Source organism: Micromonospora sp. WMMA1947, from assembly GCF_027497355.1.
GTDB lineage: Bacteria > Actinomycetota > Actinomycetes > Mycobacteriales > Micromonosporaceae > Micromonospora.
In genome coordinates, this window is the sequence record NZ_CP114909.1 from 129,381 (window position 1) to 151,963 (window position 22,583).

Consider the following 22,583-nt stretch of genomic DNA (forward strand, 5'->3'; position numbering starts at 1 on the left):
CGACCGCCCTTCTGCTGCGCCATGGGCTGCTGCCGGACAGCCCGCGGGTACTCCGATCATTCCTCGCCGGTTGCCCCGCCGCCAGGGGCGGTGCATCATGCAGCGACGTGCCCGGTACACCCGGTGAGCGCCTTGACGATGTTCCGTTCGGCGAGGTCCAGCATCCATTTCCGATCCGGGAAGTCGGTGTCCGCGATCCGCAGTGGCCCTTCGATCAGGGACAGCGTCTGCGCGAACCGGTAGAGCTCCAGCCGGTGGGAATCGAGGTCGACCGGACGCAGCGCCGGGTAGGCGTCACCGAAACGCATCCGGAGCCAGGCATGGTCCCACTCGACGTCGAAGTACGTCAGCCCCTCGAAATCGATCATGACGGCCTCACCGGCGGGTGTGACGAGCACGTGATCCGGCCCGAGTTCACCGTGTACCAGCCCGTACTCCTCGCGCGGGGTGACCGCGCTCCTGAGACGGCGTACGTGGGCGGTGATCCGGTGATGGGCATCGGCCAGCCGGGCGTCGCGGGCCGCTGCCGCGTCGAGGTGGCCGAGCGCGCGGTCGACGATCACGTCTTCCGTGCGCCGCGCCTGGGATGCCTCACCTCGGGCGACGGCCGCGACCTTTCCGTAGTGCGGACCGAAGGTGGTGTGCATGCGGCGCAGGGCGTCACCGAGCGCGGACAGCGGCGCTGCGGCGGTGGCCGGATCGTGTTCCAGCAACGCCTCCAGCCGCAGTGCGCCGGCATCCTCGACAAGCGCGATGTCGGCGTCGAGGTGCCGGCCGTCCCGGTCGATCATCATCAGATGCGGGACACGCACTCCTGCTTCGGTGAGCGCCGCTGTCGTCCGGTCGTTCAGCCGGAGCCGGTAGACGCCCTTCTTGGTGCCGCCGGTGAGCCGGTCCAGGGCAGCGAGCCGCCGGTCGGAGCCGAACTGGTCCGACACGAGGTCGTGCAGGTCATCCGGCTGCAGGAAGGTCCGCGTCATGGCCGCCTCTCGTCAGACCGAGGCAGTCAGGCTGCCAGGCCTTGCAGCGGCACACAACCGAGTTGACGGCCGTCCGGTACTCGATTCTCCGCCGGGCGGTCCGGCCGTGACCGGACCGCCCGCCCGCCGTCAGGCGCGGGTGCGCTGCCGCTGCCGCGTCGACACGATCGCGACGACAGCCATGAGGACCGCGACGACCAGCGACGGCAGGGCGTCCGGCCGGCGCAGCAGTTCCCCCGTCATCCCGGAGTTGTCCAGCTGGTGCAGCGTGCCCAGCAGCAGGGTGGGGACGACCGCGATCAGCAGCCGCTGGTCGGCCGTCGCCACCCACAGGAAGGCGGCCACCCCGGCGACCACCATGGCGGCGGCGGCGATCCGCGGGCCCGTGTCGACCATGCGGAGGCCGCCCGCCGGGATCAGGTGCAGGGCGAGGATGCCGGCGGTGACCAGGACGGCGTTGGCCCGGGGTGCCGGCGGCACGTCCGCCGGGCGCCGCAGGCCCAGCACGATCAGCGGCGCGGCGACAACCGGCGCCCACCACTGCGGCAGGCCGTTGAGGAACAGGTACTGCGAGATCACGGTCGGCACCACCGCCGCGGCCACCGCCAGAACGGCGGCGGTACGGGCACGGCCCGCGACGAGCGCCACCAGCGCGGCGATCAGCACGATCTCGTGGATGCCCTGATTCCGCAGGACGGTCAGAGGGTCCGAGAGTCCGCCGAACTGGAACGCCTCGACGATGTCGTCCAGGCCGATGAGGACACCCAGCGCCAGCACCGCGATGGCGCCGAGGTGGATGCCCTGCCAGAACAGCACGGCGGTGGGCCGGGGCGCGGTGCCGCCGCCGTACACCCTCAGGCCGCCCCGGACGAGCGAGGCCGCCTCCCGGACGCTGGGCCAGCGACGGATGGTGGGCTCGTCGCCGATCAGCGTGTCGATCAGCTCGTCGGCGCGTTCGCGGCGGTAGTCGGCGGGGTAGGCCCGCAGCAGCATCCGGTAGCGCTTCTCCAGGACATCGGAACTCATGCTGGTCTGATCCTCGCGGTAGAAGGGTGACGGGCACTTGCCTGCGATTGGACCCGGCGCGGCAGGCGGTCCATGACCACCCGGGCGGCCTGGGCGAGCCGGTCGGCCTCTTCGGTGAGTACGAGACAGCCCTCGTCGGTGAGCCGGTAGTAGCGACGGGCACGCCCGTTGACGATCTCCTCACCGTCGGCGGTGACGAGGCCCTCGCCGAGCAGCCGGTCGATCACGGAGTACAGCGATCCGGCGGCGAGGGTCACCCGCCCGTCGGACAGCTCTTTGACCCGCTTGATCACGGCATAGCCGTGGAGCGGCCCGCCGAGCAGAGCGGCGAGGACGAAGTACGACGGTTCCCGTAGCGCGGGACGCGAAGCCGATCCCATGAGCCGAATATACAACCAACTTGAGTATCCGTCCAAGGTGACTGTTCACAGTGACACTTGCCCAAATTATCTTAATGATTAAGGTAATTGCATGAGCACATCGACGGACTTCTCGGTGGCGATCGCCGGCGCCGGCCTCTCCGGCCTCTGCCTCGCCCAGTACCTGACGCGCGCCGGCATCGACGTACACGTCTACGAGCGGGACCCGGGCCCCTTCATCCGGCGGCAGGGTTACCGGATCATTCTCGACCGGTACGGGCTGGAGGCGCTTCGTGAGGGCCTGCCCCGCTCGCTCTACCACCTGGCGCTGGCCACCGGCGACGAGCCCGGCGGTCACCTGCGCTTCACCAACAGCCGGCTGCGGGACGCCTTCACCATCACGTTCAAGGACGAGCCGGGCGCGACCCGCCAGGTCGACCGGCTGACCCTGCGGTCGATCCTCCAGTCCGGGTTGAACGGGCGCATCCACTACGGCAAGGACGCCGTCGCGGTGGACAGCGGCGGCCCGGCCGGGCTGCGGCTGCGGTTCTCCGACGGCAGCGCCGCCGCGGCCACAGTCGTGGTGGGCGCGGACGGCGTCGGCTCGGCGTTGCGCGCGCAGCTCATGCCGGACGCCGACCCGGCGGACACCCCGATGGCGGGCATCTACGGCCGGTCGCCGCTGCGGCGAGACGGCGCGAGCGTCATCCCCGACGCGCTGCGTACCAGCGGGGTCCTCGCCATCGCCGACCGGCCCGGCAGCGCCTTCTTCTTCACCTCCATGCGGTTCGGCGAGAGCCCACGGGAGGCGTTCATCCGCCTGGCCCCGGGCAGCTACGCCCCCACCGGCGACGACTACGTCATGTGGGCGCTGCTGCTCCGCCGGGACGAGTTGCCCGACCGCGTCCGCGGGGACCTGCGGGCGCTGTGGCACGTGGCCGCCCGGAAGAGCATCGACTTCCACCCGCTCGTGCGGCGGCTGGTCGACACGGCCGAACTGGACGCCACGGTGCTCAACCTGTTCGCCACCGGCCGGCGCCCGCACCGGTGGACGGTGCCCCGGGCGACGATGATGGGCGACGCCGTGCACGTCATGCCGCCGTTCGGCGCTCACGGCGGCAACACCGCGCTGCGCGACGCCGCCCTGCTCGGCCACAAGCTGGTCGAGGCCCGGCGGAACGGCACACCGGTCGAGGAGGCGATCGCCGGATACCAGGACGAGATGGTGCCGTACGCCTTCCACGCCGTCGACAGTGCCGCCAAGCTGATGCACCGCCTCACCGGCGGCGCTGCCGCACCGCACTGGGTGCTGACGCGCGTGCTACCTCGGCTGCACCGGGTCACCGTGCCGGAGGCATGATTGCCCCCATGTCCCACGATCCGGCCCGTGCCTCCGCGGTCGCCGATCTCATGCGCGCCGGGCGGGAGACATCGCGGCTGTCCATGGTGTTCCGGTACGCCATCGCGGAGCGGCTGGGCCTCGCCGTGAGCGACCTGGAATGCCTGGACCACCTGGCGGACGTCGGCTCCGCCACCGCGGGGCAGATCGCCGAGCGGACCAACCTCACCACCGGTGCGGTCACCAGCATGCTCCGCCGACTCCAGCAGGCCGGCTACGTGACGACCGAACGCGACCCGGCCGACCGGCGGCGCGTCGTCGTCACCATACGGCCGGAGCGGATCGCCGACCTGGAGCGGCCGTACGAGCGTTTCGCCGAGCGGGCGGGACGGCTCGTCGAGGGCTACAGCGCCGAGGAGGTCCGGCTGCTGGTCCGGCACCACGACCGCCTGCAGGCGATGTACCTCGCCGAGTTAGATCACCTCCGCGACGGCGACACCGCGCAACGGCCCGTCTGAGCCGGCGTCTCGCGCCGCTATCCCACGGTCGCCAGGAAGTCCGAGTAGAACAGGCCCAGGCCGGCGGCGACGCAGACACCGGCCACGATCCAGAACCGGACCACGATGGTGGACTCGCTCCAGCCCGCCAGCTCGAAGTGGTGGTGCAGCGGCACCATCCGGAAGACGCGCCTGCCGGTGGTGCGGTACGAGACGATCTGGATCACCCAGGTCGTGGTGATGATGACGAACAGCCCGGCGATCAGGATCGAGAGCAGCGTCGTACGGGTCACCACCGCGAGCCCGCCGATCAGGCCGCCCAGCCCGAGCGCGCCCACGTCACCCATGAAGATCCGCGCCGGGGAGGTGTTCCACCACAGGAAGCCCACACAGGCGCCGGCCGCGGCGGCCGCGATCATGGCGATCTCCAGCGGGTCGCGGACCTGGTAGCAGTACTCGTTCACGCGGGCGTACCCGTCATCTGCGCACCAGTGCCGGTACTGCCAGAAGCCGATCAGCGAGTATGCGCCGAGCACCAGGATCGACGCGCCGGTGGCGAGGCCGTCGAGGCCGTCGGTGAGGTTCACGCCGTTGGACATCGCCGTGATCACGAAGATGAAGACCATGACCGCGCCGACCTTGCCGACGTCCAGCCAGCTGATGTCGCGGATGAGCGAGATGTGCTCGCTGGCCACGGTCTGGCCGTTGGTGCTGGGCACGTAGAGCGCGGCCACGCCGAACCCGCCGCCGACGAGCGCCTGGCCGAGCAGCTTGCCCTTGGCGGACAGTCCGTCGGAGTTGCGCCGGCGCACCTTGAGGAAGTCGTCGAAGAAGCCGACCGCGCCGCAGAAGACGAACAACCCGAGCAGCACCAGGGCCGTCATGGTCGGCCCCTCCTGCGCGATCTGCCGTTCGGGCAGCGTGGTCAGGGCGAGGTGCCCGGCGACGTACGCGAGGACCGTCGCCACGATGAAGACGACGCCGCCCATCGTGGGCGTACCCACCTTGTGCTCGTTGCTGGCGAGCCCGATCGACCGGATCGGCTGACCGGCCTTCAGCGCGGTGAAGACGCGAACCGCCACCGGCGTGCCGAACAGGGAGATGACGAACGCGACAGCGGCCGCGACGATGACAGCCCTCACCGGCGTACCTCCACGAGCTCCGGATTCTCATCGGTCACGAGACGTGAGCTTGCCATCCGGCGGCGGACGGAGCAGCCCCCTGACCGTCACCACGCCGAGGCTGGCGCGTAGGCCGTAGCGTCGACGGCATGAGAACGATGCTGGTGTCGATCGCGGTGATCGTGGTGGTGGTGCTCGCGCTCGTCGTCTTCGTCGCCCGGCGCGACCGGACGAGGCGCCCGTCGGACGAGGATTCGGCTGCGGTTCGCCAGGCCGGCGCCGACCGGCACCGGCACGACGCGCAGCGGCAGGTCGCGTCGGGCCTCGCCGAGCGGCACCGCAACCCGCCGAGCACCTAGGCACGACCGGCGGTGCGGGCCGGTTTTATCGGTGGCCCCGCGTCGACCCGTCGCGCACGATCACCTGGTGGTCCCACCCGACACCGTTCTCTCCGACCTCCGCGAGGCGTGGCGCCGCACGCTGGCGGGCAGGCTGCTGGGCCTGTACCTGCACGGGTCGCTCGTGACAGGCGACTTCGACGTGAACCGCAGCGACCTCGACCTGCTCGCGGTCCTCACCGACGACCCGGACGAGAAGCTCCTCGACGTCCTCGCCGACCTGCACGCGGACCTCGAGCGGCGGCACCCGCTGTGGGCGGGCCGGATCGAGGTGGAGTACGTGTCACTGGCCGCGGTGCGCGCCGTTTCCGGCCGGGACCACATGATCGCCCGGATCAGTCCCGGGGAGTCGTTGCACCTGCTGCCCGCCACCACCCACCGCGTCGTGACCTGGGCCGCCGTGCACGACTACGGCCGTACGCTGCTGGGACCGCCGGCCGGCGAGCTGCTGCCCGCCGCCGACCCCGGCCTCGTGCGCGCCGCTCTGCGGGACCACGTCCGCGACTGGCCGACCTGGGTACTCGAGATGACCCCACCCGGAGCCCAGTCGTACGCGGTGCTCACGCTCTGCCGGGCCTACCAGCGCATGTGCGACGGGCGGCAACTGTCCAAGCGGCAGGCCGCCGAGCGGACCGCCGCCGCCCTCCCGCGATGGGCGGACCTGATCTTCTGGGCACGCGACTGGTGGTACGACTCCGGCCAGGACAGCGATCCCGGCCGGTTCGACGAGGTCCGGGCGTTCGTGCACGAGGTCAGCGCCGCCATCCTGGCCGAGGAACCCGACAGGCGGTGACACCGCTCCTACTCCTTCAGGCCGATGTTGTCGATCGGCGGAGCGCTGAGCAGCCGCCGGACCGGCCACACCGTGCTCACCAGCGCCAGCAGCGCCGTACCGCCGAGCACCGCCGCCCACCCGAGCGGCGGCACGTACGGGATCGGACTGCCGGTCAGTCCGTTGACGATCGCGCTCAGCGTCAGCACCGCGATCGTCGCGCCGATCAGCACCGCGGTGCCGAGCAGCCCCGCCTGTTCGGCCCGGACCATCCCGCGAATCTGACGCCGGGTGACCCCGACCAGTTGCAGCAACGCCAGCTCGCGGCGGCGGGCCAGTGCCGCCATCACCATCGTGGTGGCCGCCGCCAGCGCCGCGTACCCGACCATCACGCCGATCAGCAGCCGGTTCAGCCAGGCCCCGAGCGCCAGATCGGTGCCGAGCAGGCGCGTACGGGTCGCGGCGTCGAGAATCTCGGTGCCGGGCCGCGCCGCGGCCCACGTGGCCAGCGCGGCGCCGGCGTCCGGGCCGCCGCGGACCAGCACCTCGTCGACGGTGTTCGCCGCCGTGTGCCCGGCGACCGTCTCGGCGGCCACTGTGACGTCGCCGAAACCGAGGCCACGGTCGTAGATCGCGATCACGTCCAAGGTGACCGGGGTGCCGTCGCCCAGCCAGAGTTCCGCCTTGTCGCCGACGTCCCAGCCGGACGAGGACGCCTGCATGGTGGACAGGGCGACGGTACCGGCACCCAGGTCGGCCAGGGTGCCCCTGCGCACGGCGAGGTCCATCGTCGACGTCACGCCGGCCGGGTCGACGGACAGCGCGGCTACCGGCTCGATGCCGCCGAGCGCCCGCACCACGACCTGGGTGCGGCGTACCCCGGTGGCCGCCTGCACCCCGGCCAGCTCGCGGATCTCCCGCGCCGCGTCCCCGGGAAGTCCGCCCGGAGCGACGAGCACCCGCTCGGCGAGGGTTCCGGCGCTGCTCTGCGTGGCGGTCTGCCGCTCCAGGTTGTCCTGCAGGAACCAGACCGAGCCGCCGAATCCCACGGACAGCACGAGGGCGGTCAGGACGGTCGCCATGCCCTGCGCGTTGGCCCGCAGGTTGGCCGCGGCCAGGTAGCCGCCGGTCCGCCAGATGCGCGGCAGCACCGGGGTGAGCAGTCGTGCCGCGTACGCGTTGATGTGCGGTGCGAGCAGCGCCACCGCGATGACGAACAGGTAGAGCATGCCGACCGCGCCGGCCAGCGCCCCGGCCGACCCGGCGCCGAGCGTGAACGCCCCGGCGCTGCCGGCCGCCGTCAGCGTCAGCACGCCGGCGATCGGCCGTACCGGGCCGCCACGCCGGGGTTCGACGGCGATCTCGCCGAGCGCCTCGACCGGCTTGATGGCGGTGACCCGGCGTGCGGCAATCAGCGCGGCGACCACCGCCACCAGGACGGCCGTACCGATGGCGGCCGGCACCGCGAACAGACCGCCCGCCATCGGGAAGCCGGCCGGCACGAACCCGCGCCCGACCAGTTCGCCGTGCACCCAGCGGGCGGCCAGCAGGCCGGCCGGGCCGCCGATCGCGGAGCCGGCCAGGGCGAGCAGCGTGGCCTCGGCGACCAGCATGCGGCGCACCTGCCCCGGCGTGGCGGCGACCGCGCGCAGCAACGCCAGGTCACGGCGGCGGTGCCGGACGGACAGCCCGATGGTGCCGGCCACCACGAACACGATCAGCAGGACGACGTACCCGCCGAAGGCTGCCCCGGCCCCGACCAGCAGGCTCTGGGCGGCCAGGTGGTCCGACTGCTCGGCGTTTCCGCGGTCCTTCCCGGCGTACGCCGTGGCGCCGGCCGCCGACGCGATCTCGCGCACCGCGCCGACGTCGGCGCCGGGTGCCATCCGTACGCCGATCGCGTCCACCCGGCCCGGGTGCGCGGACAGGCGAGCGGCCTGCGCGTCGGTGAAGAACACCGCCGCCGAGCCGGTCTCGGTGGTCCCGCTCACCCGGTACGACCGGCCGACCCCACCGACGACCAGGTCGATGCGGCCGCCGGGCGCCACGCCGAGCCGGGTGTCGACCACCACCTCGTCGTCGGCCTGCGGTGCGGCGCCGGCGGCGAGGGGACGACCGGTGAAGACGTACGTGTCCCAGCCGTGTCCCACGGCGGCGGGTGAGCCGATCAGCACCCGGTCGTCGCCGGTGACTGCGGTGACGCCCGGCACCCGGCGGATCCGGTCCACCAGGCCGGCGTCCACAGTGCCACCCTCGGGCAGCGTCACCGTGCTCGTGGTGGTCTCGCCGTCGAACTCCCGGAACGTCTGGCTGATCGTGCGGTTGGCGACGACCACGTCGGCGCTCGCCCAGAGCCGCGGCTCCGGGCGGAACCGCAGCCCCGATTCGACGAGCGAGCCCATCGCCACCAGGATCAGCACGCCGACGATCAGGGCCAGCAGGGTCGCGGCGGCGGGGCCGGTGCGGTGCCGCAGCAGGCGGGCGGCGAGGCCGGTCATCGGAGGACCCGCCCGTCCAGCGAAGCCAGGTGCTCGGCGATACGGACGGCGCCGAGCTGCGGGAGGTCGGCGACAATCGCACCGTCGGCCAGCACGAGCACCCGATCCGCGTACGACGCGGCGATCGGATCGTGGGTCACCATCACCACCGTCTGCCCGTGCTCGTCCACGACCGCGCGCAACAGCGTGAGCACCTCCGCCGCGGTCCGCGAGTCGAGGGCACCGGTGGGCTCGTCCGAGAAGATCACCTCGGGGCGGGTGGCCAGCGCGCGGGCGATCGCCACCCGCTGCTGCTGACCGCCGGACAGCGCCGCCGGCCGGTGGTGCAGCCGGTCGGCGAGGCCGACCCGCTCGACGACGTGGGCCAGCCAGGCCCGGTCCGGGCGCACGCCGGCCAGCCGCAGGGGAAGCCCGATGTTCTCCTCGACGGTGAGCGCGCCGATCAGGTTGAACGCCTGGAAGACGAACCCGATCCGAGTACGCCGCAGCTCGGTCAGGCGCGTCTCGGACAGCCCGGACAGGTCGGTGCCGCCGAGGACCACCCGGCCGTTCGTGGGGCGGTCGAGCCCGGCCGCGATCTGCAACAGCGTGCTCTTGCCGGAGCCCGACGGTCCCATCACCGCGGTGAAGGTCCCACGGTCGAAGCTGACGTCGACGCCCGCGAGCGCGGTCACCTGGTTGCGGCCGGTGCCGTACACGCGGGTGACGTGTTCGACGCGTACCGCCGGCTCGACGGTCTGTCCCATTCTGGTGGCCTCTCTCCGTGTCATCGGCAGGAACTGCGCGCACCAGAAACGCTATTGAGCTGGGGTAGCGGGGACCATCCCGCGGGCTGCCCGGTCCGGGTACAGCAGGCACTACCTACGACCCCGACGATTCCTCCATGCGGCAGCAGGCACCGTGGCGGGCGTGCCGAATAGGCACTGAGCCCGCGCAGCTCGACCGTTTACTCATGCTCGTGACCGGACTCCTCGCGGCGACCTTCGACTTCGACTGCCGAGAGCCATAGGGTCGGGGTGTGACGACGAAGCCAGGCACCTATCGCGTGGCGGACAACTCCCCCGTAGCGTTCGTGGAAGCGCTCAGAACGTGGGCACCGCTCGCCCACGAGGAGTTGGTCACGAGGGCACGCCGGTACAACGACGTCATCAAGTACAAGGAGCTCGGCGACCTCGTGCAGGAGCGGTCAGGCATCCGCACGCGCATGCTGCTGACCAACTGGATCGGGAAGCTCCTGGAAGAGGTTGCCATCCTGGCGAAAGCCGCCGGTGAGCCGCCGCTTACGTCGCTGTGTGTACGTCAGGACGGGACGATAGGCGAGGGGTATGCCAGGGCGCCGAAGTCCGTTGTGGATCCTCCGGGCGAGGATATCGAGGTTTACGCCGCCGGGCATCGCCTGCTGTGTTACCGAGCTTACGACGCTGTCGGCCTGCCTGCCGATGGCGGCCGACCTGAGCTGACCAAGGAAGTGGCCGCGCGCCGGGCAGCTCGCAGGGCTGCTACGGAGCCTGCGCCTCGGCCGCGCTGCCCGACCTGCCACACCGAATTGCCCGCGTCGGGCCGCTGCGACTACTGCGCATAGGCGACGGATTGACCGGCGCCCGCAGGCGCTGCCGCGCGTTTCAGATCGCAAGCGAGGGACGTCCGGGGCAGGTGCATCGCCGTTCAGGACTGAGTTCGTCGGCGCGTTCGTGGCGGATGGCGTGTGCTCGATCGCGGACCAGTTGGAGTTGGCCGACGGTCAGGCGGCGGGCGTTCCAGATCAGATGGGCGACCTCGGCTGCGTCCGGATGGACCGGCGGACGGTCGTCGGCCAGATCGATGCCGGTCAGCGCGCCGAGGTCGTCGGCCGAGATGTCGAGAAATGCGGCGAAACCGACGAGCAGGTCCGAGGTCAAGGTCTTCGTGCCGCGTCCGATCATGCCGATCGTCGACGCCGACAGCATGTCGCGGCGGCCGATACCGAACAGGTACTTGGCGGAGCCGAACCAGTTCAGGTTGCGGTTGTGCAGCAGGCGCAGCATCAGGCCGCCGGGATTGTTCGGGTACTGCTGATACCGCGGTGCCGAGGACGGCTCTGGGCGGGGCTGCTGGGGCAACGACCGCACAAGCTGGTGCAGTTCCCGTACGGCCCGTGGCAGATACGTCAAGGACCAAGACAGCGAAGCGATGCCGTCGGCAGCGGCCGGGTCCAGCGGAGCGAGGTCGTGAGGCACGGGCCGACCCGCGATGACGAACAGGTCGCCGGCGTGCAGGCCGAGTGCGGGGGCAAGCCGGCGCAGCAGTGACGGGTCCGGTTCGGTGCCGTCGAGCACCGCCGTGATCAGCGGCTCCGGAACGGCCGCCCGACGGGCCAGGGAGCTGACGTCGATGCCTCGCAGCTCCGCCAGTCGCCTCACCTGCACCGCGAACGTCGGCAGTGTCCGCACAGTCCCAGCCTACGGTCCGGACAGCCCAGTCGGCTCCCACCAGTTCGGAGGCACATCAGCTCCTCCCGGCCGTACCTCAGCGGGCTGGTGCCGGAAGGTGGAGTCGGCCGTCGTGGACTTCGGCAACCTGGTCGACGGCGGTGAGGTGGGTGCGGTCGTGGGTGACCAGGACGGTGGCGGTGCTCTGCTGGTGGGTGAGGCGGGTGATCAGGTCGATGACGGCGGCGCCGCGTTCGTGGTCGAGCGCGCTGGTGGGTTCGTCGACGAGCAGGACGGTGGGGTCGTTCATCAGGGCGCGGGCGATGTTGACGCGCTGGCGCTGGCCGCCGGAGAGCTGGTGCGGCCGGCGGTCGGCCTGGCCGGCGAGGCCGACCGCGTCGAGGAGTTCCACGGCGCGGGTACGGGCTCTGGCCGGCGGGCGGCCGTCGATCTGGGCCATGACCTGGAGCTGCTCGGCAGCGGTGAGGGAGGGCAGCAGGTTGGGCTGCTGGAAGACGATGCCGATCTTGTGGCGGCGCAGGTCGGCGAGTTTGCTCCGCATCAATCCGGTGGTGGGGGTGCCGTCGATGGTGACGGTGCCGGAGTCGGGCGTGATGAGGGTCGCGGCGACCGCGAGGAGGCTCGACTTGCCGGAGCCGGAGGGACCGATCACGGCGGTCAGGCTGCCCTTGGGTACGTCCAGGGTGACGCGGTCGAGGGCGGTCAGGCGGCCCTCGCCGTCGGGGTAGGTGAGGGTGATGTCGGTCAGGTTTAGGCTCATCGGGCGCTCCCCAGGGCGGTCAGCGGGTCGACGGAGGTGATGCGGCGGATGGCCAGAGCGGCGCCGAGGGCGCCGAGGACGACGATCACGGCCGCGGGAAGGAGGACGGTCACCGGGGTGAGGAGGAACGGCACCGTGGACCCGGCGACGAGGGCGCCGAGTGCGGCGGCGATGCCGGTGCCGAGCAGGGTGCCGCCGACGAGCAGGACGACGGCCTGTCCGAGGGCGTCCTTGAGGAGGTTGGCGGTGGGGGCGCCGAGTGCCTTGAGCACTGCGACGTCGCCGCTGCGCTGGATGGTCCAGACGGTGAAGAAGGCCCCGATGACGAGGGCGGAGATAACGAACAGGAAGCCGCGCATCAGCTGCAGGGAGCCGTTCTCGGAGGTGTAGGAACCGATCGCGGACAGCGAGTCGGAGACGGAGACCGTCCTGGTGCCCGCCTGCCGGTCGGTGGCTCCCGGATCGGCCTCCGAGGTGGTGGTCAGGGCGACGACGGTGGCCGTCCGGCTGCCGTCACCGGTGCCGGTCGGAGGCGCGCTCTTCTGCCACACACCCAGGCTGATCCACACCACGGGGGTGTGGCTGAAGGAGGCGTCGCCCCGTACGGCCGCCACTGTCAGTCGCCGCCCGGCGAGGGTGACGGAGTCGCCGGCCTGCACCCCGAGGTCGTCGGCGGCCTTGGTGGACAGCACCGCCGAGCGGTCGTCGATCCGGCCGCTGTCGGGAGCAAGGCGGGAGCCGGGCTGGACTCCGAAGGCGGAGACGCCGACGCTCCTGTTTCCGGCGGTGGCCCGCGTCGTGGTGATGCCCAGCGGCTCGGCGCCGATGACTCCGGGGGCATCGGCCCACTGCTGCCACTGCTTCTCGGTGACCGTGGAGTTGGAGTACGACACGTCCTGGCCCTCGCCGGGCGCCTGGAAGGCGATCCTGTCGGCGGGCAGGCCGGTGATGGCGGAGATGTTCTGCTGGCCCAGTCCAGCCGTCAACCCGGACAGCAGCCCGACCAGCAGGGTGATCAACACGATGACGGTCCCCATCAGGGCGAAGCGCCCCTTGGCGAACTTCAGGTCTCTCCAGGCGACGAACACGGCCTCGGCCTGTCCTTTCCGGCGGTGGTAGCGGTACGACTCCACCATCGCCGCCGGCGCCCGTGCCCGCGTCTGGCGCAGGGCGGCACTTCGCGGGCCGAAAGGCGGCGCCCGGGTTCCAACTTTCGATAGAGGCCCCCGGGCCGCCGGCCTCGGTAACGTGGGACGCACTGTGAGCACCGCTGCCCCTGCCCTGACCCCGACCACCCGAGCCCTGGCCTGGTCCCTGCACCTGCTGATCATCGGCCTGCTCGTCCTGGCCGCGGGCCGGGCGGTGGCCGACGACCGACCGCACGCCGGATCGATCGTCGCCGTGGCGGTGGCGTGCGGCCTGGCGTACGCCATCGGGCCGCTCCTCCCCCGCATCCGGCGCTCTCGGCGGGCCGCCGCGTGGTGGCTGGTCGCCGTCGGCGCCGCGTGGCTGGTGTTGCTGGGTCTGTCCCCCGACGCGATCTGGGTGGCCTTCCCGCTGTACTTCCTCCAGCTCCACCTGCTGCCGCGCCGCGCCGGCCTGGCCGCCGTGATCGCCACCGCCGTGGCGGCCGTCGCCGGGTTCGTCGCCCACACCGGCTCCTTCACCCCGGCCACGGTGATCGGTCCCGCGCTCGGCGCCGCCGTCGCCGTCGGGGTGGTGTGGGGATACCAGGCCCTGTATCGGGAGAGCGAACAGCGAAGGCAGCTGATCGAGGAACTCACCGCCACCCGGGCCGACCTGGCCCGGGCCGAGCACACCGCCGGCGTACTCGCCGAGCGCGAGCGTCTGGCCCGCGAGATCCACGACACCCTCGCCCAGGGCCTGTCCAGCATCCAGCTGCTGTTGCGCGCCGCCGAGCGCGCCCTGCCCGGCCGGCCCGATGCCGCCTCCGGTCACGTCGACGCGGCCCGTCAGGTCGCCGTGGACAACCTCGCCGAGGCCCGCCGCTTCGTCGCCGCACTCACCCCGCCCACCTTGGAAGGCACCACCCTGGCCGGCGCCCTGGAACGCCTGTGCACCACCACCAGCGGCCGCCACCGCCTCACCGCCCGCTTCCACCTCGTCGGCGACCCCGTGTCGCTGCCGACCGCCCATGAGGTGGCTCTCCTGCGTATCGCCCAGTCCACCCTCGCGAACACTGTCCGCCACGCCCAGGCCACGACGGCCGAGATCGCCCTCAGGTATCTCGGTGACCGCATCGCCCTGCACGTCGCCGACGACGGGCGCGGCTTCGACCCGGAACAGCTGCCCGCCCCTGATGTCGACGGCGGCGGCTTCGGCCTGGCGGCCATGCGCGCCCGCATGGCCGCCCTCGGCGGCACCCTGGCCGTCGCATCCGCGCCCGGCCAGGGCACCGCCGTGACCGCCGAGCTTCCCCTCACGCCGCCCACCAGGACCGAGCCCGAGGGCCGCCCGTGACCGACGACGTTCCCATCCGCCTCCTCCTGGCCGACGACCACCCGGTCGTACGGGCCGGACTGCGCGCCGTGCTGGAAACCGAACCCGACCTGGTCGTCGTGGCCGAAGCCGCCACCGCCGAGGAGGCCGTCACCCGCGCCGCCGCGGGCGACATCGACGTCGTGCTGATGGACCTGCAGTTCGGGAAGGGCATGGGCGGTGCCGAAGCCACCGCCCGGATCACCGCCCGTCCGGAAGCGCCGCGCGTGCTGATCGTCACCACGTACGACTCCGACGCCGACACCCTGCCCGCCATCGAGGCCGGCGCCACCGGCTACCTCCTCAAGGACGCCCCACCCGAGGATCTCGCCGCCGCCGTCCGCACCGCCGCCGCCGGACGCACCGCGCTGGCGCCCACCGTCGCGAACCGGCTGATGAACCGCCTGCGTACGCCGCGCACCACCCTGACCCGACGCGAGACCGAGGTCATCGCCCTGGTCGCCGACGGTCTGTCGAACCACAGCATCGGCACCCGCCTCCACCTGACCGAAGGCACCGTCAAGTCCCACCTGGCCCGCATCTACGCCAAGCTCGGCGTCGAGTCGCGTACCGCCGCCGTCGCCACCGCCACCGAACTCGGCCTCATCCGCCGCTGACCCCGTCAGGTGCGGGTCGTCACGGGCGGGTCCCGGCCTGTCCGGCGAGAGGGGTATCACCCGCGTGTTGGCCCGCGCCGGCGTGACCGTCCTGGACCGGGCCGACGAGGCGCTCGGCCTGATCCGGGCATGACACCCGGCTGCCGTCGGCCATCGAAGCCGTCTTGCCAGCGGCTGACAGGACGCTACGTCGTGAAGTAGGCGGCGCTCTCCGCGTCGGCCGGGTAGTAGGACTCGATCGCGATCTCGTCGATCGTGATGTCCATCGGGGTGCCGAACGTGGTGATGGTCGAGAACAGCCGCAGCTCCCGTCCACCGACACGAAGGATCATCGGTATCACGACGTCCGTTTCGATCCGCTGACCCGGCGTATCCTCCGGTTCGGGCGCCAGCAGCTCTTCGTAGAGTGCGGTGAGCTCAGGATCGGGAGCGGTGGCGAGCTGGCGTGAGATCCGGCTGCGGAACACCGCGCGCACGTCGGCCAGATTGACGACCAAGCGCCCGAACCCGCGCGGGTCCAGTCCCAGGCGTACCGCGCGGAGCACCCTCCGGACGGCGTCGTGGACGGCTGACAGCGCGTTGTGGTCGAGCGACCGCTCGGCGTACCGGGGTGCGAAGCCCCCGGCGAGCAGCAGCCGGTTGCGTTCACGCAGCGGCACGTGGAGCTGATCCGCGAGTCGAAGGATCATGTCGGGGCTCGGCTTGGACTTACCGGTCTCGACCAGGCTGACGTGACGAGCCGAGACGTCCGCAGCTATCGCGAGATCAAGTTGGCTGAGTCCCCGGCGCTGCCGCCACTGCCGCAGGATTTCCCCGACCGTGTGCACGCTGATGGAGCGTACTCATCGTGGCGCCGGACGCCATGAAATCCGAGTTCATCGACAACCGGAGCGGTCACGCCAACACTGCATCCATGACCACGGCGAACAAGAGCATCGTCCAACGGGCGCTGGCAGGACTGATCGAGGCGGGCGACGTCGATGCGCTCGCCCGGTTCCTGAGTGACGACTTCGTCCACCACAGGCCGGGTTCAACCACATCGACAAAGGTGGAGTGGCTCGCCGCCGTTCGCGCCGCGCTGGTACCGCTCGCCGGCATGCAGGTCGAGATCCATCAGGTGCTGGCCGACGGCGATCACGTCGTGATGTACTCGCGGCGCTGGCTTCCCGGCGAAGGACCGGAGATCGCGGTCGTCGACATCTGGCGGATCGACGACGGGCTGATCGCCGAGGCGTGGGAGATCATCGAGCCGGTGGCCCAGGTGACCGCCAACCTCGCGTGGTGGACGCCTGCTCAGCACTGACCGTGCGTGAGCCACCTGCGGTGCCGGATCGTGGCAAGCGGTTGGCAGCCTCACCGGGATTGAACGATCTGGATCGGGTTGCCGTCGGGGTCGGCGGTCCACGCGATCAGTAGCCGGTCGAGCCATACGTGTGGAGGTGCGAGAGCGGGTGCTCCGTCTGCGACCAGGCCCTCGTAGGCCGCTGTGGTGTCATCGGTCCAGAGGACGACCGCGACGCGCTGGCCTTCGGCGACCGGGTCCAAGCCGTGGTCCTCGCGGGTGGAGGCCACCGAGGCGATCCCGATCTTGTATCCGTCGAGGACGAGATCGATGTGAATCGGTTCGCCGTCGGTCGGTACCCGGAAGGTCTCCCGGAATCCCAGCCGGGTGTAGAAGGCGGCCGCCCGAGCGGGGTCGTCGCTGAAGAGAATCACCTGGGGACTGCGGAAGGTCCACATGCCGCGAGCCTATTGGGCGACGTACGCGGGACGCGCTTCGTCCATGACCGTGTCCGCACGGGCTGCTGGTCGCTGGTGGGATGGATCCCCCTGCGTCGCCTGTCAGGGCTGCGGGGCCGTGGTCGCCTGGCGGGCCGACGACTGCGGGGTGGCGCAGGAACTGCGCTTCCATCCAGCGATGGTTGTCCGCGAGTTGTGTGACGACGGCCCAGGCCGGGGCGTCGACCCTTTCGCGCTGATCGCTGACTGGGACCGCCCCGCGCCCGACACCAGACGACACCGCTGGATGCCCGAGCCGACCCGCCCTCGTCCCGAACTCGTCGCCACCCGCTGGGGCGGCCGAGGCGTGCGGGACGCTCTCTTCCGGGACGATCCGCCGGCCTGACCCGGCCGCGCCTGACCACCTCTGCCGCCCCTCAGGCGTCGGCGAGCAGCCGGTTGGCCAGGGCCCGTACCTCGTCCTTGAGTTCGTCCGGCCGGTCGATCGTGAACGGCCAGCCGAGCCCGGCGAGCATCTGCGCCGCACCGTCGAGCCGTTCGGCTCGGGCGGTGAGGCGCACTCCGCCTGGAACCTCGGTGAGCGTGCCGACCGACTGCGGAATCCGTCGCTGCGCCTGCGCCAGGCTGGTGTGCAGCACCACGGAGATGTCGTGCGCGTACGGCACTGCTGCCAGCCCGGTGAGGACCTGCGTGGTGGGATCGAAGCCGGCCGGGATGTCGAACCTGCCCGGCATGGGGTGGGCTGTTCCGATTCGGTCGAGCCGGAATGTCCGTACGGCCCGGCGGTTGTGGTCGTGGCCGGTGACGTACCACCGGCCGGCGTGGAAGACCAGCCCGTACGGGTCGAGCCGGCGCTCGCCGGACCGGCCGCGCCAGGTGGTGTAGGTGATGTGCACCGGTTGCTGATGTCGGGCCGCGTCCGCGAGCACCAGCAGCACCTCGATGCCGGGCGGGGCGGTCGTGCGGACCCGTGCGGTGAAGTCCACGGTCTCCAGCAGCGAATCGATCCGCCGGGCGAGAACGGCCGGCAGCACCCGGCGGATCTTCGCGGTCGCGCTCTCGGCGGCCGCGCCTTCGGCGGTCACCAGCCCGGCCCGGCCGGCGGCCACGAGCCCGAGCATGACGGCGACCGCCTCCTCGTCGGTGAGCATGAGTGGCGGCAGCTTGTACCCGGGCGCGAGCCGGTATCCGCCGTAGCGACCGCGCCGGGCTTCGACCGGGATGCCCAGGTCGGCGAGATGCGCGGCGTATCGGCGGACCGTGCGCTCGTCGACGCCCAGCCGACCGGCCAGGTCCGTGACGGTGAAGTCGCCGCCGGCCTGGAGGATCTCCAGCAACGCCAGTACGCGCGCGGTCGGCCGGGTCACAAATTCCTACTTCCAATCCGGGCGGAACCTGTCCGGTATTGATCGTAGCGTGTCGTGCATGACGACCTTCGTACTGGTTCCCGGGTTCTGGCTCGGCGCATGGGCCTGGCGCCCCGTCACCGCCGCCCTGCGCGCGCACGGCCACGAGGTGTACCCGCTGAGCCTGACCGGCCTGGGCGAGCGCGCCCACCTGGCCCGCCCGGACACCGACCTCGACGTCCACGTCACCGACGTGGTCAACCTGCTTCGCTACGAGGACCTGCACGACGTGGTTCTCGTCGGGCACAGCTACGCCGGCGCGGTCGTGACGACAGCCGTTGCCGACCGCATGACCGACCGCGTCGCCCAACTGGTCTTCGTCGACACCGGCCCACTGCCCGACGGGGCGGCGAACGAGGACTTCAGCCCACCGCAGGAGCGTGAACGCAACGCGTCAGTGGTCGCCGAGCACGGCGATGGCTGGCGGCTGCCGCCCCCGCCGTGGCGCCTGCTGGCGGCAGGAGCAGCAGACGTGGACGAATCGGTCGTCGCGTTGCTCGATGAGCGGTCGGTGGCCCAACCATGGGCGACTGCCACCGCCCCGGTGCGGCTCAGCGGGGCGTGGGAGAAGCTGCCCCGCCTCGGCGTGCTGTCGAGCTTCACCGCCGAGCAGGCACGCGAGATGGCCGCCACCATGCCGCTGTGCCGGCACATGGCCGGCGATTCGTGGCGGTACGAGGAACTGCCGACATGGCACTGGCCGATGCTCAGCCGGCCGGCCGAGCTGGCCCGGATCCTGCACGAAGCCAGGCCGACGGCATAGCCCGCGGTGCCCGGGCGACCGTACCCAGGTCACCTGGGCACCGGTACGGGGGAACCATCGGGTGGGTCCAGGTCCCTTAATGGGGTATGGGCTTGCTTCGCAGGGCGGAACCCGCCGGCTACGAGGACTTCGTCGCCGGCCGGTACCGCGAGATCGTTCGGTTCGGCGTGCTGCTGACCGGTGACGGCCGGCTGGGCGAGGACCTCGCCCAGGAGGGTCTGATCGCGGCCTACCGGTCGTGGCACCGGTTGGGCGTGCCGGAGGGGCGACCGGAGGCGTACGTCCGGCAGGTGATGGTCCGTGCCGCGATGCGGGCCAGGCGCCGGCGCTGGCGCGACGAGGTACCGACCGGGGAGCTGCCGGACGCGTCCCGTGGTGGGTTCGCGGATCAGTCGGACCTCAGCGTGCGAGCATTCGCCCAGCCGGCACCTGCTCAGATGTTGGAGCCGTCCGGCGGCACCCCGGGCGGTGGCTGCGGGGCTCCGCCCCGGCCGGCAGCCGGCGGACAGGACATGCCCAGGGTGTAGGCCGTCATGGACAACGAGCCGTAGGCGTAGCCGTCGACGAGGACCCCGGTGTCGGGGTTGTCCGTGGCGGCGGCCAGACCGGCGAGATACAACGCGGGGATGAAGTGATCCGGTGTCGGTACCGCACGGCGGAAGTCCCCGTGCGCGTCGAGGGTCGCGTACTCGCCCGGGTCGGTCAACATCCGGGCCTTGGCGTCCTCGTCGAAGCGTCGCGCCCAGTCGAAGCCGTCGTCGGCCAGCGCCCAGTCCATGCCGCGCAGGTTGTGCACGACGTTGCCGCTCGCCACGATCAGCACGCCGCGCCGACGCAGTGGAGCGAGCCGGGCGCCGAGTTGCAGGTGGTAGTCCAACGGCTTGTCGGCGTTGATGCTGAGCTGGACGACGGGAATCGTCGCGTCCGGAAAGGCGTGCAAAAGCACCGACCAGGTGCCGTGGTCGATGCCCCAACTGTCGACGTCCGCCCCGACCCAGGTCGGATGGACGACGTCACTGACCTCCTCAGCCAGCTCGGGCAGCCCCGGCGCCGGGTACTGCACCTCGAACAGCTCCTGCGGAAACCCGTAGAAGTCGTGAATGGTCCGCGGCCGGGGCATCGCGGTGACGGCCGTGGCGTTGATGTACCAATGGGCGCTGATGACCAGGATCGCGCGGGGGCGCGGCACCGCGGCGCCGAAGGCTTTCCACGCGGAGGTGTACCGGTTGACCTCGAGGGCGTTCATCGGGTTGCCGTGGCCCAGGAACGCCGCGGGCATCAAGACATCCAAGCCCGGATGTACGTCTGAAGGCACGTGAGCTTCCCTCCCTGGAGGACCCGTTCGTACGGCACGGCCTGCCGGACCTGAATGTCACGATAGTGCCGCCCGGCAGCGGTTCCGGCCTGAATCACGCTCCTCGGCGGATCGGAGATCGGGTCTCCCGGGCGTCAATGCCGATCGGGTCGCAGACGATCACCCTGCCCGCCTCCTGGATCGGTCCGGCACGGGCCGCCCGGGGTGGATGTGAGGGAAGGTGGTCCTGACCATCACCGGTTCACGCTGGAGACAGGCGAACTGACATTGGAATTCTGACCCGGTCCACCAACCAGATGGCGGCCGCCGGGGCGGCGAACACGGTGGCGAACACAGCGGCCGTGGCCGCGCCGACGCCAATCCAGGCGATGGTGGAAAGCCCTTGCACGTAGCCGATCTCTTCGGAGGAGATGCCGATGGCGGGCGCCATCAGGAACGCCGTCCCAAGCGCTGCGGCGATCCAGCGCCACCACCGCGTCGTGATCGCGGCCGTCAGCGCAGCCGGTGCCACAGCGGCGACGTAGATAACCGCGATGAAGAACGTCCCCGTCCAACTGAACCTGGGCTCACCGTCGGCCGCGAGCGTCATGAGTCGCATGAACAGTCGCGACAACGCACCCAGAACGAGACCGGAAACGAGCGCACCGGCAACCGCACTGGCCAGAACCTTGATCGCACGCATGAAGCCGGAGGATAGGCAGCTGAACGGGCTGCAACCAGAGCATGGTCAACTTCCCGACCGGTGACCCGTGTCCCGGTCGGTGGACACCGGGCCCCACCGATCCCGCCAGGTCATCAGGCCCTTCGGGACATGCGCCGAAGGTGATCACGGGGAACTGATGCGGGGCGCCGCTTCCTCGCCTAGGCTGCGTCACGTATGCATCGATCGTGGTCGATGACATTGCCAGTGGCCGGGGCCGGTCCGGGCAACCACGGGCTTCACCTTCACTGATACCGATTGGAGTACCCGATGACCTGGCGCCCTACCATCGCCGCACTCACCGGCCTGTGCCTCGCACTGACCACTGCACCAGGCCCCGCCGGTGCCGGTGCCGCAGTCCCGGCACCTCGGGACGTCGCTCATGTTAACGCTCACACCTACCCGTTCACCGGCCCACCCGGCGCGCCCCCCGGGGTCTGCCCGGAGGGCGCCGCGTACGGCCCGCCGCTGCCGGCCGGCTCCGTGTCCGCGACGAAGATCCGGAGCGGGTTCTCGTTCCTCGAAGGACCGGTGTGGATCGCCGACGGCGGCTACCTGCTGATGTCCGACATGGCCGCGGGCACCGGACCGAACAACGTGCAGCCCGCCACGATCCGCCGGTTCACCCCGCCCGCGACCTTCGACACCTTCATCGCCGATGCCGGAAGCAATGGCTTGGCACTCAGCCCCGACGCCCAGCAGATCATCGCCGCCACCCACGACCAGCGGAACGTCTCCGCGTACCGGCTGAGCGACACGGCCCGCAGCACCGTCGCCGCCGACCACCAGGGCCGGGCGTTCAACTCACCCAACGACGTCACGGTCCGGTCCGACGGCGTCGTCTACTTCACCGACCCCAACTTCCAGCGCGGCAACCGACCGGACCAGATGAGCGGACGTACCAGTGTCTTCCGCGTCTCCGGCGGCCAGGTGTCGCTGGTGGACGACCGGCTGCGGCAACCCAACGGCATCGCGCTCTCCCCGGACGGCAGCACGCTCTACGTGGGCGCCTACTCCGAGAACAAGATCTACAAGTACGTCGTCCAGCCCGACGGCAGCACAGGCGCCCGCAGCGTCTTCGTGAACTACCTCGGCGGTCCCGACGGGGTCACCGTCGACTGCGCCGGCAACGTGTACTGGGCCTCCGGCTCGGACGGCCTGATCCACGTCTACTCGCCCGCCGGCGCGCAGCTCGGCACGATCCGCTCCGGCGGCGCCGGCACCACCAACGTGGCGTTCGGCGGACCCGACCGGCAGACCCTCTACATCACCTCCGGCCGAACGAACGACTCGGGCCTGTACAGCGTGCGGCTCAACGTCCCCGGCTACCCGTACTGACCAAGAACCCCGGGAAGGAAAACACC

The 22,583-nt window shown here is 71.3% G+C and carries 24 protein-coding genes; 10 read left to right on the forward strand and 14 right to left on the reverse strand.

From position 1 onward, the window contains the following. Window positions 1–95: 95 nt before the first annotated feature. The 3 genes from O7604_RS00625 to O7604_RS00635 all read right to left on the reverse strand — a co-directional run bounded on the left by O7604_RS00625 (window position 96) and on the right by O7604_RS00635 (window position 2,386). Window positions 96–980: a phosphotransferase gene (locus tag O7604_RS00625; RefSeq protein WP_281578540.1), complete on the reverse strand. Its 885-nt coding sequence runs from the start codon at window positions 978–980 to the stop codon at window positions 96–98. Window positions 981–1,109: 129 nt separating this feature from the next. Further along, complete coding sequence (locus O7604_RS00630) at window positions 1,110–2,006, reverse strand: hypothetical protein (RefSeq protein ID WP_281578541.1); 897 nt, start codon at window positions 2,004–2,006, stop codon at window positions 1,110–1,112. After that, complete coding sequence (locus O7604_RS00635; RefSeq protein WP_043325311.1) at window positions 2,003–2,386, reverse strand: PadR family transcriptional regulator; 384 nt, start codon at window positions 2,384–2,386, stop codon at window positions 2,003–2,005. The genes O7604_RS00630 and O7604_RS00635 overlap by 4 nt, the downstream gene beginning before the upstream one ends. A 91-nt stretch (window positions 2,387–2,477) precedes the next feature. Between O7604_RS00635 and O7604_RS00640 the strand changes: the two genes are divergently transcribed. Next, window positions 2,478–3,725: an NAD(P)/FAD-dependent oxidoreductase gene (locus O7604_RS00640; protein ID WP_281578542.1), complete on the forward strand. Its 1,248-nt coding sequence runs from the start codon at window positions 2,478–2,480 to the stop codon at window positions 3,723–3,725. Window positions 3,726–3,733: 8 nt separating this feature from the next. Continuing rightward, the gene (locus O7604_RS00645; RefSeq protein WP_281578543.1) at window positions 3,734–4,222 is read left to right on the forward strand and encodes a MarR family transcriptional regulator; all 489 of its coding nucleotides are present in this window, start codon (window positions 3,734–3,736) and stop codon (window positions 4,220–4,222) included. 17 nt (window positions 4,223–4,239) lie between these two features. On the opposite strand, the gene mraY is transcribed toward O7604_RS00645, so the two are convergent. Beyond that, a complete protein-coding gene (gene mraY / locus O7604_RS00650; protein ID WP_194800766.1) occupies window positions 4,240–5,343 on the reverse strand; it encodes a phospho-N-acetylmuramoyl-pentapeptide-transferase in 1,104 nt (367 codons plus the stop codon). Between the two features lie 128 nt (window positions 5,344–5,471). Between mraY and O7604_RS00655 the strand changes: the two genes are divergently transcribed. Continuing rightward, window positions 5,472–5,681 carry a hypothetical protein gene (locus O7604_RS00655; protein WP_194800765.1) on the forward strand — a complete coding sequence of 70 codons (210 nt, stop codon included), beginning with the start codon at window positions 5,472–5,474 and terminating at the stop codon, window positions 5,679–5,681. 67 nt (window positions 5,682–5,748) lie between these two features. Continuing rightward, a complete protein-coding gene (locus tag O7604_RS00660) occupies window positions 5,749–6,513 on the forward strand; it encodes an aminoglycoside adenylyltransferase domain-containing protein (protein ID WP_281578544.1) in 765 nt (254 codons plus the stop codon). Between the two features lie 8 nt (window positions 6,514–6,521). Here O7604_RS00660 and O7604_RS00665 read toward each other — a convergent pair whose 3' ends face one another. Next, complete coding sequence (locus tag O7604_RS00665) at window positions 6,522–8,990, reverse strand: FtsX-like permease family protein (protein WP_281578545.1); 2,469 nt, start codon at window positions 8,988–8,990, stop codon at window positions 6,522–6,524. After that, window positions 8,987–9,736 (reverse strand): ABC transporter ATP-binding protein, encoded by a 750-nt coding sequence (locus tag O7604_RS00670; RefSeq protein WP_281578546.1) that lies wholly within the window; start codon window positions 9,734–9,736, stop codon window positions 8,987–8,989. Before O7604_RS00670 ends, O7604_RS00665 begins: the two co-directional genes overlap by 4 nt. A 272-nt stretch (window positions 9,737–10,008) precedes the next feature. Between O7604_RS00670 and O7604_RS00675 the strand changes: the two genes are divergently transcribed. Beyond that, the gene (locus O7604_RS00675; RefSeq protein ID WP_281578547.1) at window positions 10,009–10,572 is read left to right on the forward strand and encodes a hypothetical protein; all 564 of its coding nucleotides are present in this window, start codon (window positions 10,009–10,011) and stop codon (window positions 10,570–10,572) included. A 40-nt stretch (window positions 10,573–10,612) separates the two neighbouring features. On the opposite strand, the gene O7604_RS00680 is transcribed toward O7604_RS00675, so the two are convergent. The 3 genes from O7604_RS00680 to O7604_RS00690 all read right to left on the reverse strand — a co-directional run bounded on the left by O7604_RS00680 (window position 10,613) and on the right by O7604_RS00690 (window position 13,315). Beyond that, on the reverse strand, window positions 10,613–11,419 hold the full coding sequence (locus O7604_RS00680; RefSeq protein ID WP_281578548.1) for an XRE family transcriptional regulator: 807 nt from the start codon (window positions 11,417–11,419) through the stop codon (window positions 10,613–10,615). Window positions 11,420–11,495: 76 nt separating this feature from the next. Continuing rightward, a complete protein-coding gene (locus tag O7604_RS00685; protein ID WP_281578549.1) occupies window positions 11,496–12,179 on the reverse strand; it encodes an ABC transporter ATP-binding protein in 684 nt (227 codons plus the stop codon). Further along, window positions 12,176–13,315, reverse strand: coding sequence for an ABC transporter permease (locus tag O7604_RS00690; protein WP_281578550.1), 1,140 nt, complete (start codon window positions 13,313–13,315; stop codon window positions 12,176–12,178). The genes O7604_RS00685 and O7604_RS00690 overlap by 4 nt, the downstream gene beginning before the upstream one ends. A gap of 124 nt (window positions 13,316–13,439) precedes the next feature. Here O7604_RS00690 and O7604_RS00695 point away from each other — a divergent pair, with 124 nt between their 5' ends. Then, window positions 13,440–14,660: a sensor histidine kinase gene (locus O7604_RS00695; protein ID WP_281578551.1), complete on the forward strand. Its 1,221-nt coding sequence runs from the start codon at window positions 13,440–13,442 to the stop codon at window positions 14,658–14,660. After that, window positions 14,657–15,295, forward strand: coding sequence for a response regulator transcription factor (locus O7604_RS00700; protein WP_269700980.1), 639 nt, complete (start codon window positions 14,657–14,659; stop codon window positions 15,293–15,295). Before O7604_RS00695 ends, O7604_RS00700 begins: the two co-directional genes overlap by 4 nt. A 185-nt stretch (window positions 15,296–15,480) precedes the next feature. Here the strand turns inward: O7604_RS00700 and O7604_RS00705 are convergent, their stop codons facing one another. Beyond that, window positions 15,481–16,122 carry a helix-turn-helix domain-containing protein gene (locus O7604_RS00705; RefSeq protein WP_281578552.1) on the reverse strand — a complete coding sequence of 214 codons (642 nt, stop codon included), beginning with the start codon at window positions 16,120–16,122 and terminating at the stop codon, window positions 15,481–15,483. Between the two features lie 20 nt (window positions 16,123–16,142). On the opposite strand from O7604_RS00705, the gene O7604_RS00710 reads away from it, so the two are divergent. Beyond that, a complete protein-coding gene (locus O7604_RS00710) occupies window positions 16,143–16,598 on the forward strand; it encodes a nuclear transport factor 2 family protein (RefSeq protein ID WP_281578553.1) in 456 nt (151 codons plus the stop codon). Between the two features lie 50 nt (window positions 16,599–16,648). On the opposite strand, the gene O7604_RS00715 is transcribed toward O7604_RS00710, so the two are convergent. Together O7604_RS00715 and O7604_RS00720 are read right to left on the reverse strand one after the other, a co-directional pair. Beyond that, window positions 16,649–17,035, reverse strand: coding sequence for a VOC family protein (locus tag O7604_RS00715; protein ID WP_281578554.1), 387 nt, complete (start codon window positions 17,033–17,035; stop codon window positions 16,649–16,651). A 416-nt stretch (window positions 17,036–17,451) separates the two neighbouring features. Continuing rightward, complete coding sequence (locus O7604_RS00720) at window positions 17,452–18,402, reverse strand: YafY family protein (RefSeq protein ID WP_281578555.1); 951 nt, start codon at window positions 18,400–18,402, stop codon at window positions 17,452–17,454. A 58-nt stretch (window positions 18,403–18,460) separates the two neighbouring features. Here O7604_RS00720 and O7604_RS00725 point away from each other — a divergent pair, with 58 nt between their 5' ends. Then, window positions 18,461–19,204 carry an alpha/beta fold hydrolase gene (locus O7604_RS00725; protein WP_281578556.1) on the forward strand — a complete coding sequence of 248 codons (744 nt, stop codon included), beginning with the start codon at window positions 18,461–18,463 and terminating at the stop codon, window positions 19,202–19,204. A 433-nt stretch (window positions 19,205–19,637) separates the two neighbouring features. Here the strand turns inward: O7604_RS00725 and ygiD are convergent, their stop codons facing one another. Both ygiD and O7604_RS00735 read right to left on the reverse strand, forming a co-directional pair. After that, entirely contained in the window at window positions 19,638–20,483 is an 846-nt protein-coding gene (gene ygiD, locus O7604_RS00730) for a 4,5-DOPA dioxygenase extradiol (protein ID WP_281578557.1), read from the reverse strand. Between the two features lie 277 nt (window positions 20,484–20,760). Then, on the reverse strand, window positions 20,761–21,201 hold the full coding sequence (locus O7604_RS00735; RefSeq protein WP_281578558.1) for a hypothetical protein: 441 nt from the start codon (window positions 21,199–21,201) through the stop codon (window positions 20,761–20,763). Window positions 21,202–21,702: 501 nt separating this feature from the next. Between O7604_RS00735 and O7604_RS00740 the strand changes: the two genes are divergently transcribed. Then, window positions 21,703–22,557, forward strand: coding sequence for an SMP-30/gluconolactonase/LRE family protein (locus tag O7604_RS00740; protein ID WP_281578559.1), 855 nt, complete (start codon window positions 21,703–21,705; stop codon window positions 22,555–22,557). The last annotated feature ends 26 nt before the right edge of the window (window positions 22,558–22,583 follow it).

Coding starts and splice junctions, on each gene's coding strand:
- O7604_RS00625 (WP_281578540.1), bottom strand. CDS start 980: ATGACGCGGACCTTCCTGCAGCCGGATGACCTGCACGACCTCGTGTCG.
- O7604_RS00630 (WP_281578541.1), bottom strand. CDS start 2,006: ATGAGTTCCGATGTCCTGGAGAAGCGCTACCGGATGCTGCTGCGGGCC.
- O7604_RS00635 (WP_043325311.1), bottom strand. CDS start 2,386: ATGGGATCGGCTTCGCGTCCCGCGCTACGGGAACCGTCGTACTTCGTC.
- O7604_RS00640 (WP_281578542.1), top strand. CDS start 2,478: ATGAGCACATCGACGGACTTCTCGGTGGCGATCGCCGGCGCCGGCCTC.
- O7604_RS00645 (WP_281578543.1), top strand. CDS start 3,734: ATGTCCCACGATCCGGCCCGTGCCTCCGCGGTCGCCGATCTCATGCGC.
- O7604_RS00655 (WP_194800765.1), top strand. CDS start 5,472: ATGAGAACGATGCTGGTGTCGATCGCGGTGATCGTGGTGGTGGTGCTC.
- O7604_RS00665 (WP_281578545.1), bottom strand. CDS start 8,990: ATGACCGGCCTCGCCGCCCGCCTGCTGCGGCACCGCACCGGCCCCGCC.
- O7604_RS00670 (WP_281578546.1), bottom strand. CDS start 9,736: ATGGGACAGACCGTCGAGCCGGCGGTACGCGTCGAACACGTCACCCGC.
- O7604_RS00685 (WP_281578549.1), bottom strand. CDS start 12,179: ATGAGCCTAAACCTGACCGACATCACCCTCACCTACCCCGACGGCGAG.
- O7604_RS00690 (WP_281578550.1), bottom strand. CDS start 13,315: ATGGTGGAGTCGTACCGCTACCACCGCCGGAAAGGACAGGCCGAGGCC.
- O7604_RS00715 (WP_281578554.1), bottom strand. CDS start 17,035: ATGTGGACCTTCCGCAGTCCCCAGGTGATTCTCTTCAGCGACGACCCC.
- O7604_RS00725 (WP_281578556.1), top strand. CDS start 18,461: ATGACGACCTTCGTACTGGTTCCCGGGTTCTGGCTCGGCGCATGGGCC.
- ygiD (WP_281578557.1), bottom strand. CDS start 20,483: ATGCCCGCGGCGTTCCTGGGCCACGGCAACCCGATGAACGCCCTCGAG.
- O7604_RS00735 (WP_281578558.1), bottom strand. CDS start 21,201: ATGCGTGCGATCAAGGTTCTGGCCAGTGCGGTTGCCGGTGCGCTCGTT.